The organism is Fulvivirga sediminis (assembly GCF_016757215.1).
GTDB classification, from domain to species: Bacteria; Bacteroidota; Bacteroidia; order Cytophagales; family Cyclobacteriaceae; genus Fulvivirga; species Fulvivirga sediminis.
This window is the reverse complement of sequence record NZ_JAESIY010000007.1, coordinates 207,663-220,355: the sequence shown is the minus strand read 5'-3', so window position 1 is coordinate 220,355 and position 12,693 is coordinate 207,663. Positions and strand designations below refer to the sequence as shown.

Sequence of the window (12,693 nt, the reverse complement as noted above, 5' to 3'; positions counted from 1 at the left end):
TTCTATGCGTATTGCTCTTGTTTGGATGCCAAAAGCAAGGCAGTATGCAAATTGTTTTTGGAGGTGACGTGATGTTAGACCGGGGCATCCGGTCTATTATAGAAAGAGAAGGACTGACCAGTTTAATGGATAGTATAAGTCCAGTATTTACTGAAGTGGATTATGGTATAGTCAATTTGGAATGCCCCATAGGCACAGAACCCACTCCATTAGTAAAGAAATATGTGTTTTTAGGAAGCCCGGAAGTGCTACCCGAGTTGTCTGAGGTAGGCATTACTCATGGTATTATGGCCAATAATCATAGTTATGATCATGGTCGTAAGGCTATGACCAAAACCGCCGAGCATCTTATTCATAGCGGAATAACCACTGTGGGGTATGGCTCCAACCAAGGTGATGCTTGTGCCCCCACAATCCTTAAAAAAGGCCATATTGAAGTGGCCTTATTCTCTTCAGTAATCTTAGGGCTAGAGGCCTGGATGTATTTAGAAAATGAACCAGGCATGTGCCAAGCTACTATCAATGATATTGAAAATAGTGTTAAGCAATTTAAGGCAAGCAACGCCAATAGCCTGGTAATAGTGTCTTTACATTGGGGAATAGAGTACCATCATAACCCCACCTCTATACAAAGAAGGCAAGCCAGAGCCCTGATCAAAGCTGGTGCTGATGCTATCATAGGACATCACCCACACGTGGCACAAAGTATAGAATACATTGAAGGTAAACCTGTATTTTACAGTTTAGGCAATCTCATTTTTGACAATAAGAACCCAGTTACTCATGATGGTATTTTGGTGAAACTTGATATCGATGAAGCATTACAATTAAAGGCCAGTATCATCCCCTACCAGACAGACAACTGTAAACCTCTTATAATGAGAGGCAAACAAAAAGCTGACTTCATCAGCCAGCTTTATAAGTAAGAGATAAAATTGAATATAATCATAAGTGTCTGATTATTATTAGTTATTGGCTTGATTGCTATTATCAGCTTGAAGCATCTCTTCTGTTTAAAATACCATCGAATCACTTTGTAAAAAGAGTAATAATGGCGTTTTTAATTTTACCAGCGAAATATTTATTATCTAAATAGTAATAGCGTTAATAAATATGAGCTCAACTGTGTACGTATATCAGTGCTATAAAATAACAAAAGCAGCCTTTTGAGCTGCTTTATGTTTATGCCGGATGAAATTCTAATTAAGAAGGCATTTTAATAATAGCCTTAATAGTAGAGCCTTTTTCAGTATCTTCTACTGCTTTATTGAATTCTTTAAAATCATAATATTTGACCAATTTATCAAAAGGAAATAAACCGGCTTTGTATAACTTAATTAAATTGGGAATGTAAACATCAGGATTACTATCCCCTTCATTTACAAAAGAAATACTTTTTCCGCTTTGAATAGCGGTAGCATCCAATTCTAATTTATCAGCTGCCACCAAAACTATGGCCATGTGTCCTTTTATCTTTAAAGCGCTCATTGCATCACTAATCACGTTGTTTCTTCCTGTCGTATCCAGTCCGTACTTGAGTCCTTTGGGAGCTATTTCTGAAAGAACATAATCAGAAATCTTTTGATCTTTGCTATTGATGGTGTGTGTAGCTCCGAGCTCTTTGGCTAGCTCTAGTCTACTATCATGTATATCTGCTGCGACAATAGTGGTGCAACCAGCTAGTTTGGCAGCCATGATAGCGCTAAGACCTACGGCGCCTACCCCTGCTACTACTATGCTATCTCCCGGGCGTGCTTTTAGAAAGTTAAGTACGGTACCACTACCTGTTTGAAATCCACATCCTAATGGCCCCAGTAGTTCTAAGGGTATATCTTTATCTACTTTTACTACATTATTTTCCTTTACTAAGGAGTAGTTAGCAAAAGAAGATTGTCCAAAAAAGCCTGATCCCATTTCTTTGCCATCATGGTTGTGATATGGACATGTACCTTCATGCTGATGACCGCCAAAGTTGAGCTCCATAAAATTAAGACAATATGAAGGATGTCCTTCCACACAGTTTTCGCATTCACCACAGCTCGCAGGTGCCATCACTACATGATCTCCTGTGCTTACTTTGGTTACGGCGCTACCAATCTTCTCTACTATTCCTGATCCTTCATGCCCAAATACTGCTGGCTTAAGAAAAGGAAAAAAATCATCACGCATGATAAGGTCTGTATGGCAAATGCCAGTAGCTACTACCTTTACTAAAATGTCATTAGGACCAAGATCCTGATCTATCTTAATATCTTCAATGTTAAACTTGCCTCCGGTCTCATTAATAACTGCTGCTTTTGTATTCATAGTTCTAACATTATTTTTGATTTAAACTAATTTGATAACCAAAATGTATTAAATCGGTTTGAGAAATAATGTTAAATAAGGTTGTTTTTTGTGAAAAAAGCGTCCTTTTGCTCTTGCCTTATAAAAAAACTAAAAATACTTAATTAATCGAGAAGAGCTTTGTTTTTTGAAGGCAGCAAACTTATGAGTAGGGTAATATAGTAATGCGAATAAGGCAAAGGCTATTAGCCACACCTGCCAAACATAATCTACTCCAAAAGTATCTCCCTGATTATTGCCGTAAGCGGCTACACAAATCTTATAAATAAGCAGTAAAACATATAAATGGAAGATATAAAAGAACATGGGAGCAGATCCATAGGTCTTTAATATTTGGCCTAACCATGCTTTCGGGTTTATTTTCTCGAATAAGAAAAGTAAAAACATGCTGATACCTATAGTAAGAAGTATAAAGTCAAGTGAAGGCGGATACTTGGTATAATTGAAAAAATCCATGATGGTGAGTAATGAATTATCGTGCTTAACCCATGCCTCTGTTTCTCCATATATATTAAAACTTCTTAGCACTACCAGTGCTAGTAAACTTAATGATCCTATAGTGATGAGGTACCTATGTCTCTTTTGAGCCTCTAAAGTATACTGATATAACTTGCCTGCAAAATAGCCCAAGGAAATAACGCCTATCCATGGTAGTACAGGGTAGGAAACTTTAATTTTTAATGCTCCATCAGCTATTAAATATCCCCTGTCGTGCAGAACTGTCCATAAAGCATAACCATTTTCTCCTGGTTCAAAATTGATATAAGATAATGCGTTATGGCCAAAAACAATAGCAAAGCCTAATACACCTATGCACCATCTTGGTAGCTTGCTGATTAAAGACAGAGCGATCATGCTGAGTCCAATGGCCCATATCACTTGTAAAAACAAAGTTTGGTATACTCCGTACCAAGATAGGTTGATGACTGTTACCTCTAGCAATATGAGAAAAAGGCCTCTTTTTAATAAAAATGAAGATGCTGATCTCGGCTCTCTATTGGCTGGGTGAGAATAAAGCCAGGCAGACAGACCGGTAAGAAAGACGAATATAGGCGCGCAGAAATGCGCTGAAGAACGAGTGAAAAATAAGCTAGGCTCCGTGGCATTTAAATCCATAGGATCTAATACCGGGTGGTGAATAAAGATTCTTTCGCGAACATGATCTACCAGCATAAGCATCATAACCAATCCCCTCAACATATCTATAGATGTTATTCTTCCCGGCTTTTTTAACTCTCTCTCCATTTTTGTTGTCTAAGATATCCGCTAATCATTAGATGTTAGCCCTACTAAAATAAGCTGCAAAACTACTTTAATTTTAAGCAAATGCAATTAGCAGGTGTTTGAAAAGGCGATGAGGTTATAATGAAAACGATCTGTTAGGTTATGGAATAAGCGGGCACGGTGCAGTTTTTCACAGTCTTTACCGTCAAGGATCTCATTAAGGTATGATTGATAAGGACGATCTATTTAATTACATGATAATTTTCATCTACCTTTGCCGACTTTAAAAATAAATAAGCTCTATGTCTAATTCCCGCATCATGAGCCCCGGTAAAAATGGGCAATTAATCAATGAATTTGGTTTATCTGAAAAGCCACCTCAAGGATGGACTTTTCTACCCGCCGGTGATGCTGCCGTTACCAGAAAAGTAACTGCTGCGGGTGATTTTTGGAGGGTTCAAGTGAAGAAAGGACGGCGTATGCAATCTTTAGGCATCTGGGCGCCTGCAGAGAATATTTCTGGTGCAAAGAAGGCCGTGGCTGATATGCGCTCCGCTCCCGATTATGAGAAGAAAAAGGCTAGTGCAGCGAAGTCAAGAGATAAGAAGCAGGAGGCTTATAAATTAGAATTTGAGGAGGCTGTAAGACAACATTTGAGCTTTCATAGTAAATACAAGGCCCTTGAAGTGAAAATGGCCAAGCTAGTTACCGAACATGCCATTCCTGTAGGCAGTGGTACAGTAGCACGTACCGCCATGATTCCCATTGAAGAAAGAGCTGGCAAGGCGGTTATAGCATGGATGAGGCACAAAACAACAGGTTATGATAATATGAAAATTGCCCGAATTAAAGGAGAAAGACGAGCGGTAAGGAAAAAGCTAGCTCAAGGATCTGTGAAGGTTTTGAACTCCTATCGCAGAGGTGATGATGTAGTGGAGGGGTGTATGTTATACCGTGCTCTAAGCAAGGCATAACTTGTTAATTCACAGTTTTTTGAATTTATGTATTCAAAAACTTATTCTCTTTTCTAAATAAAGAGAAATATCTTGATTTCCTTATAAGTTATTTGTTTTCAGGTGGTTCTGTTTTCTTTTTCGTGATTACACTCTTCTTAATCTCTTTTTTAGGCCTCTCCCCTCTTAAATGAATGATGAGACCATCAAGAAAATTTCTTAAGATCTGATCTCCAGCTTCTACAAATTTAGGGTGATCTTCACTTCTAAACATATCTCCCAATGCCCCTTTTGTGATGGTAAAATCTACCTTTTCCAGTATTTCGATGATTTGTTCATCTCTCAGTTTGTGAGCTACTCTTAGTTTTTTAAGTATATCGTTATTAGTAAGCATGGGTATGTTTGAATTGAAATGCTAAGTTATGATTTTCACGGGTATTACGTAGCAATACTTGCAACGAACGTTTAATTGAAGGTAGTGAATAACTCATCAGACCCTTCATTATAAAAAAGTGTAGGTGCCATAAGCTTTTTAATAGCGGCATCTAGATTAGTGTAATTAGATTGAGGAATGTGAAGAGGAATCTTATATAGTCGCTCATCTTTTTTATCAAAAGGACAAGGTTCTTTGGAGTTAAACAAATAAGGTATCAGAGTGGAATTGCAATTAAGAGCAATTCTATCAAATTCATAATCTTCAAATAGATCTGTTAGCGTGATATTAATATTTTCGAAAAACTCTGTAGTGGCAGCTAATCGCACCCTTGAACCAGCTCTGGATTTCCCCTTTTTGTTTAAGTATTTAATCTGACTAAAGCCTTGCTTTTTTCTGGTCATATAGGCTGAAAATGTGGTGTGATAATCATTTTCCTTTCCTTCCATAATGCATATGGCGGCGTAGCCAGACTCTATGCTCAAATAAAGTACGGTGGCTGATTCTTCTATAATTTGAAGTTGTTCATTTATAACCAGATGCAATGGTAGGCGAACGAATCCAATTTTATCAAAATGATCATCCTGCAGCTCAATGAGGTGCTTCTTGAAATCGTATTCATAGTGAGGGAAACTATCTTTTACTCGAAGCACTATTTCCTCAAAAGGAATGTGATATAAATTGCTAGCATTCATGATTGGCAAAGTAGTGTGATTTTCCAGAGGAGAGCAAATAAGATTGCTCCGCGTTATACGTATTCAAAATTTTAAAATATCAACGGATTTTGCCTTTTTAACTAAAAAAACCAATAAAGAAGAGATAGCCCCCTACCTCTTCTTTTTATTTTGATTCTTATCACCTCTGGTTTTAGGTTTCTTGTATTTAGCGGCTATTTTGGCTTTATAGGAGCTTCCGGAGTTGACTTTCATGTTTTTCTGCTTCTTTTCGGCGTCCTTTTCCTTAGGCTTTACTTTAGTATGTTTACCATAACTACCTTGTTTTTCTTTGGGACGCTCTTCTGGGATTAGCTCATGATTAATAGTTACTTCTTCAGGAAATTCCAATGCAGGGATGGTCAAATCCATTAGATTTTCAATGGCCTCTTTTTGTTTGTCTTCCAGGTCAGTATATAGTAGTATGGCCTCCCCTTTTTCTGATGCTCTGCCGGTTCTGCCAATCCGGTGCATATAGTTTTCAGGGTATTTAGGGGTGTCCATATTAATGACGTGACTCACTTTCTGGAAGTCTAAACCACGAGCTATCACATCCGTAGCTACTAGCACACGAAGAGCTCCGCTTTCAAATTCTTCTACGGTTCGCAGTCGATGGTTTTGTGTTTTGTTAGAATGGATTATTCCTATGCCAGTCCCTATCTCTTCCTCCAATTTTTGTTGTAGTAGATCTGCCAGCTTCTTGCTTGATATAAAAACCAATACCTTGTTATAAACTGATTTATCTTGTAGCAAATGAGCTAACAGGTTGATTTTAGTATTAAAGTTTAAAACGCGGTAGCAATACTGTGATATGTTTTCCAGAGGAGTACCACTTACCGCTACTGTTAATTGCTCAGGTAAATAAAAGAAATCTTGTATCAGCTCATCTACTTCATCAGTCATGGTAGCCGAAAACATGATGTTTTGTCTTTTGGAAGGAAGTAATTCAAACAAACGGTTAATTTGAGTTCTAAATCCCATATCCAGCATTACATCTACTTCATCAATAACCAGCTTTTTAGTTTCTTTCATACTGACGGCTCGGGCCAATATGAGATCATGCAATCGACCCGGAGTAGCCACAAGCACATCCTGTCCTTCAGCTAAAGCTTCTTTCTGTAATCTGATATTAGACTCTCCAAATATGCCTAATGTTCTAATGGTGACATAAGTAGTAAGACTTTCGATGGCAGCTACCACTTGAGTTACCAATTCGCGAGTAGGTACTAGTATTAACAATCTTGGGTTAGGACTTTTAGAGAACTTTAAATCCTGAAGCAATGGCAGTAGGTATGCCAATGTTTTCCCTGTTCCTGTCTGAGAAATACCAATAACATCTTTTCCTGCGGCAATTACTGGAAAAGCTTTTTCCTGGATCTCTGTAGCTTCAGTAAAACCTAATTCATCAATAGCATTGCGCAACTGATTATTGATTTTAAATTGATCAAAATTCATGATATTCTCTTTTTGGCAAACTACAAAGCTAAAGATTTTGGCGGTTTAATGGATGATATATAGCTTAAGGATTATTCCAATTAAAACTTATCTCCACTTTCTTAGCCCAAAAATGCCGGTGCCGGTATTATTAATCTCATTGTTTATGGTCTTCAGATCCTTTGAATATGAATGGCGTTGATTCTAGTATTAGTACGATAAGGTTAAAAAAGTTAAAAAATAGCCTACTGCTTTAATTTGGTAGCACCTTGTAAATCTGATGGAGACATTCCAAATTCCTTTTTAAAGCATTTTGAAAAATAAGAGGGATTGGAGAAGCCAGTTTTATAAGCTATTTCAGCAATATTATATTTTTTTAATAACATTAACTCTTTGGCTCTGTACAATCTCACAGAACATATCAGTTGATTGGGAGACTTATTAGTAATGGCTTTCAACTTTCTTTGTAATTGTCTTTCACTAATACAAACTTCACGACAGAGCATTTCTAATCCGAACTGTTCATTGTTTAAGTTAGTATCTATACTCTGGAGAACATTTTCAAGCAATGATTCATTTTGAAGGGTAGTCTTATTCGTTTCGGTATATGTAGTGCCAGAAGCCACATGATCAATAATAATATACAAAGGATGAGTGTGACCTGCTAATTGTATAATATTTACAGAGGGAGTGAAACTAAGGCCAGCGCCAGAAAGTAAGAATTTTACTGACTGAGTAATCAGGATTTGGTTAGGTAATGCCTCTTTCAGCATTGCCTTAATGAAAGTTTGTGTATCATCAGCGATAAAATTGGTCTGATTTACAGCGGTCTCTTTTATGAAAATGCCAATAGCCAGCTTTGTGTTCAGTAGCTTTGTAGCCTCAGACATATCAATACTACAGTGGGCGGCTTTACTGGGTCCCTCAAAGAGTGCTACCAATGTGTCATTGTTGTGTTCTATTATTTTACCTCGATACTGTTCTACCAGCTTTCTTATTGTCAGCTTAGTTTCTGGCTTTGACTCTTCAGTAGAAATAATTCTGGCGGCCACTATTGTGAATAGCCTTTCTTGGTAGGTTTCTATCTGATTTATGCTGGTAACAAAGGAAGTCATTTCATTGAGAATTTCCTCGGTGTTGCCAGCCCAAAAAAGATGATCTTCTCCTTCGAATTCTACAAACTTTGAATCTTGAATACGCTCTGCAATAAATCTTCCTTCTTCTATTTTTACGTCAATATCATTGGTGCGTTGCATCAGTAATGTGGGTACTTTGATGCTTCCTAAAATATCTATAATGTCTACTTCCGTATTCATTTTGGTTAATACCATGGCAGCACTGGGGCTGGCTCCTGAACGGAAATAGCTAGCTAACCAATCCATAAAGTTTTTATCCTCAGCTTTAGATGGAGCTAAAGATTCCAAATACATACCTGTGCTACCCCAGCTTTTTTCTATCATATCATAAACTCGCTGCCTTTCTTGATCTGTGGGTGCCCAAGGATATTCAGGAGCATATCTGCGCTTAGCAAAAACACCAAAAGTGATTAAAGCAATGGTTCTGTGAGGATATGTGGCTGCAAACAATGCTGAAACAGAACCTCCTTCAGAATGCCCAAATAGCACAGCTTTTTCAGAATTTATGGCATCCATTACAGCTCTGATATCATCCATTCGTTCTTCCAGAGTAGATAGTTCCACTACTCTATCAGAAAGTCCGGTTCCGCGCTTATCAAACAGAATGACTCTAAATATTTTGCCTAACTCAGAAAAAAAATCAACCAGTTCCGGGCATGACCACATACAATCTATGTTAGATACCCATCCGGGTATATACACCAAGTCAATAGATCCGGATCCGATTACTTGATAGGCTATGTTAATACGGCCACTTTTGGTATATTGGGTTACCGGCTTGGTTGGATAAGAGTGTTTCTTTGTCAGGTATTCACTATCTATTAATTGAGAATATTTGATAGTGTTCTGCAAATGGCTTTTATCAATTGTATCAAAGTACTCTGTCATTTCCTTATATAAATTTCTATTAGACTGGCAGAGCTAATGTAGTGAGGATATTAGCGTAGAGGAAGGAGAATTATGCTGAAGCTGATACTTTGGTGTCTGAAGTCTCCATATACGGACTGAATTAACTCATGTTAGAGTACTTTAGAACCATACATTTTTCGGTGAAACTTTAGAAAAACACCTTTGCTTAGTTAAATTTGAAAGGTATTGCCTTAATATTTTGTGATCATTTTTTTTAACATTCTGTAAATCAAATGAGAGGACTCCTTTTCGTATTCCTTTTCTTTTGTACCATCAAAATTTATGGGCAATCGGAAATAGATTCCATTCAAGAGTTATTGAGTCAAGATACCTTATCTCCTTCTCATCATATTGAATTATTGAATAATATTTCGGAACACTACCTGGGAAATGATAACAATAAATTCACTTTTTATAATCAACAATCTATTGCACTTGCCACAGATGAAGGTGACCTACTTGGGCTGGTGAATGCAAAGCTGTTGCTTACTAAATATTATCAGAAATCAGGTGATATTGAAAGGGCAATGCAAATATGTGATGAGCTCTTACAAAAATCCACAGATAAGCAGTTTACATTAGGCGTAATACTCTCGCATAATAAAAAGGGAGATCTATTTAATAAAGTAGGGAGCTATGATCAGGCATTGAGTGTGCTAAACAAGGCACTTGCATTGGCTGAAGAAATTAGAGACTCTACCATTATGGCTTCTATTTTTAATAACAAAGGAGTTAGCTTTTATCATTCTAGCCGAATAGATTCCGCTATATTTTATTATGAATTAGGCTTGAACCAACGAAGGCAGAATGCTGATTCTCTAGGTATGGCTGCCGGCATGATCAATATTGGTGGTGTTTATTATACTCAAGGGAATTATCAACTGGCCAGAAGTTATTTTAGCACAGCTGCCGCTATATCAAAAAGAATTAATAACAAGTCCTACCATGCCGCAGCATTGAACAACCTGGGGCTAGCGGACTGGCGGCTAGGTGATTATGATGATGCGATTGAAGCTTTTCATCTCTCCTACGAACTCTCTGCCGAGATGAATAATAAGAGAACTATGGCTTTCTGCCTGGCTAATCTGGGCATTATAGCCCATGAAAAAGCTGATTACCCAGAATCTCTTGAATATTATTTACGGGCTGTGGCTATTAGGTCAGAGCTTAATGACTCGACAGGCCTGGGTACTAGTTATTATAATTTGGGTTTGCTTTTTAAAGATTGGAGAGATGATTCCACAGCCTACAATTACTATCAAAAATCTCTAGTCATCAGAGAAGCTATTGGTGATGTTGATGGTCAAGCTTCTGTCTATAATTCTATTGGTGAGCTATACAGTGAAGCTAAGGAGTATGACAAGGCTAAGGCGGCCTATCAAAATGCCTTATCAAAAAATTTAAATATTGGCAATAAAGGGAAAATGATAAGCACCTTTATAAATATGAGTAAGCTCTATCTCACTACGGGAAATCTTGATTCTGCCAAAGTAATCATAGACGAAGCCATGCTATTAGCTCGTGAAATAAAGTCATTATATATGAAGGCAGAGCTGGAAGGCAAATTAGGTTCATATTATTATAAAAAAGGTTTGTATAGAGAATCTAAGAAGCATTTACTTAAAAGCTTGCAATATGCGAATGAAAATAACCTTAAAGATCTGGAAAATAATGGTCGGCTCTTACTTTCTCAGGTCTACTCAGCACTTGGAGATCATAAGAGCGCTTATAAAGAACTGATTACTCATTTAGCTCTGAAAGATAGTATTTCTAATCAGGATGTTATTAGAAAAACTAGTCGAATAGAGGCGAAATATGCTTTTCAAAAGGAAAAGGATTCGCTTGCTTTTGTAAGGCAAAGGGAGCAGCTTGCTTATGAAACAGAGTTATCTCAGGAAAAAATAAAAAAACAATGGATGATTCTGGTGTTGATCTTATCAGTGCTGGTGTTAGGGTTAATGGCGTATTTACTTTATAACAGGCAGAAGAAAAACAAGTTGTTGTACAGGCAGAAAGAGGTGCTGGATGAGGCTTTAGCCGTAAATAGTAAGTATTTTTCTATTATTTCTCATGATTTAAGAGGGTTTTTGCTTGAATATATAAGCATCTCTGGCTTGCTGCTTCATTTTGCCAGACATGGAAAAATAGAGAAAATTGAAGATCTCGGGATAAATATGAAAAGGTCTTCGCAGAATACACTTCATTTGCTTGATAATCTACTGCATTGGTCAATAGATAAAGAGTTTAGCCTATCAAAGTACAAAACCGTCATCAATGTTAATAACCTAATAATAGAGCTAATTGAACTCTTCAAAGGTACAGCTGATAGTAAAAATATATTGCTTCATTTTGAAACACAGCCTGATCTTTTCATAAAAGGCACTGAAAATGGAGTTAAAACTATTTTTAGGAACATTATCTATAATGCTATCAAATTTACTAAGCAGGGTAATAATATTTTTATTAACAGTTATACCGCTGATAATAAGATAGTGATTGAAGTGAGAGACGAAGGTATAGGGATGAGTGAAGATCAATTAAAGAAAATTAATGAGTTTGATGCCGCACCGTTAAGGGGTACACAAAATGAGAGAGGCGTTGGTCTTGGAATGCGATTGATCAGAGAGTTTGCTAATAGAAACAACGGTGAATTGTTAATTCAGAGCCAGGTTGGAGTTGGAACAACAATAAAGGTTACCTTTATACAAGAAATGCCAGAAGGAACACCTAAATCTATATAATTGGAATGAATTCACTAAGAGTAATCATAGTTGAAGATAAGGAGGAAGACCTCAAACATTTGGAAAATGTAATGCAAGAGTGTCACCTGGCAGACTTTCAGGTGACAAAAGTTCTTGGATCATTGAAAGATGCTATTGCTTACTTAAAAAGTATCCCACAAGTAGATCTTATTTTCATGGACATTCAACTGCCTGATGGTAATAGTTTTGAAATTTTTAATCAGGTGGAGTTTGACTTGCCTATTATCTTTACCTCATCTTATGATCATTATGTGCTGCAGGCTATTAAACTGAATGGGCTCGATTATTTGGTAAAGCCAATTGAGAGGTCTGATTTTGATGATGCTATCCGCAATTTTCAAAAACTACAAAGTAAATCTAAAACCTATGAACTGGAAGAGATCAAGGCCATTGTAAAAAGCTTCTCTCCAAAAACTTATAAATCCAGCTTTTTAGTTAATTATAAACAAAAAATGCTCTTGCTTGATGTTAGTGAAGTGGCCTATTGCTACGTGAGAGAAAAGGGCACCTTTTTAGTATCTCACGAAGGTCAGGAGTATTTGGTGGACTACTATCTGGATCAACTCGAAGAAGAGCTGGATCCTGCCAGATTTTATAGAGTAAATAGGCAGTACTTAATGGCTCGGAAAGCTATCAAGGAAATTGAAAATTACTTCAATGGCCGACTGGTGGTTAAAGTAGATCCCCCTACCGATGATCAAATTATAATGAGTAAAAAGAAAGTAGCTCATTTTAAAAAATGGGCTGATTCATGATGTTAATGTTACCATGCTGCCATTAGCT

10 protein-coding genes are annotated in these 12,693 nt (G+C 37.1%); 4 read left to right on the top strand and 6 right to left on the bottom strand.

The genetic code is table 11. The features are described from left to right. Positions 1–44: 44 nt before the first annotated feature. A complete protein-coding gene (locus JL102_RS14070; RefSeq protein ID WP_202245052.1) occupies positions 45–926 on the top strand; it encodes a CapA family protein in 882 nt (293 codons plus the stop codon). Positions 927–1,203: 277 nt separating this feature from the next. Here JL102_RS14070 and JL102_RS14065 read toward each other — a convergent pair whose 3' ends face one another. Further along, a complete protein-coding gene (locus JL102_RS14065; RefSeq protein WP_202245051.1) occupies positions 1,204–2,307 on the bottom strand; it encodes an NAD(P)-dependent alcohol dehydrogenase in 1,104 nt (367 codons plus the stop codon). A 129-nt stretch (positions 2,308–2,436) separates the two neighbouring features. Beyond that, complete coding sequence (locus JL102_RS14060; RefSeq protein ID WP_202245050.1) at positions 2,437–3,591, bottom strand: DUF1624 domain-containing protein; 1,155 nt, start codon at positions 3,589–3,591, stop codon at positions 2,437–2,439. 281 nt (positions 3,592–3,872) lie between these two features. Between JL102_RS14060 and JL102_RS14055 the strand changes: the two genes are divergently transcribed. Continuing rightward, positions 3,873–4,544, top strand: a complete 672-nt coding sequence (locus JL102_RS14055) for a DUF2293 domain-containing protein (protein ID WP_202245049.1) — start codon at positions 3,873–3,875, stop codon at positions 4,542–4,544. An 88-nt stretch (positions 4,545–4,632) separates the two neighbouring features. Here the strand turns inward: JL102_RS14055 and JL102_RS14050 are convergent, their stop codons facing one another. From JL102_RS14050 to JL102_RS14035, 4 genes are all read right to left on the bottom strand, one after another. Further along, entirely contained in the window at positions 4,633–4,917 is a 285-nt protein-coding gene (locus JL102_RS14050) for a DUF1456 family protein (RefSeq protein WP_202245048.1), read from the bottom strand. A 71-nt stretch (positions 4,918–4,988) separates the two neighbouring features. Next, positions 4,989–5,651 carry a hypothetical protein gene (locus JL102_RS14045; RefSeq protein WP_202245047.1) on the bottom strand — a complete coding sequence of 221 codons (663 nt, stop codon included), beginning with the start codon at positions 5,649–5,651 and terminating at the stop codon, positions 4,989–4,991. Between the two features lie 132 nt (positions 5,652–5,783). Continuing rightward, on the bottom strand, positions 5,784–7,124 hold the full coding sequence (locus JL102_RS14040) for a DEAD/DEAH box helicase (protein ID WP_202245046.1): 1,341 nt from the start codon (positions 7,122–7,124) through the stop codon (positions 5,784–5,786). Between the two features lie 224 nt (positions 7,125–7,348). Further along, positions 7,349–9,127 carry an alpha/beta fold hydrolase gene (locus JL102_RS14035; RefSeq protein ID WP_202245045.1) on the bottom strand — a complete coding sequence of 593 codons (1,779 nt, stop codon included), beginning with the start codon at positions 9,125–9,127 and terminating at the stop codon, positions 7,349–7,351. Positions 9,128–9,381: 254 nt separating this feature from the next. On the opposite strand from JL102_RS14035, the gene JL102_RS14030 reads away from it, so the two are divergent. Together JL102_RS14030 and JL102_RS14025 are read left to right on the top strand one after the other, a co-directional pair. After that, on the top strand, positions 9,382–11,889 hold the full coding sequence (locus JL102_RS14030) for a tetratricopeptide repeat protein (protein ID WP_202245044.1): 2,508 nt from the start codon (positions 9,382–9,384) through the stop codon (positions 11,887–11,889). Positions 11,890–11,894: 5 nt separating this feature from the next. Further along, a complete protein-coding gene (locus JL102_RS14025) occupies positions 11,895–12,665 on the top strand; it encodes a LytR/AlgR family response regulator transcription factor (RefSeq protein WP_202245043.1) in 771 nt (256 codons plus the stop codon). Positions 12,666–12,693: the final 28 nt, after the last annotated feature.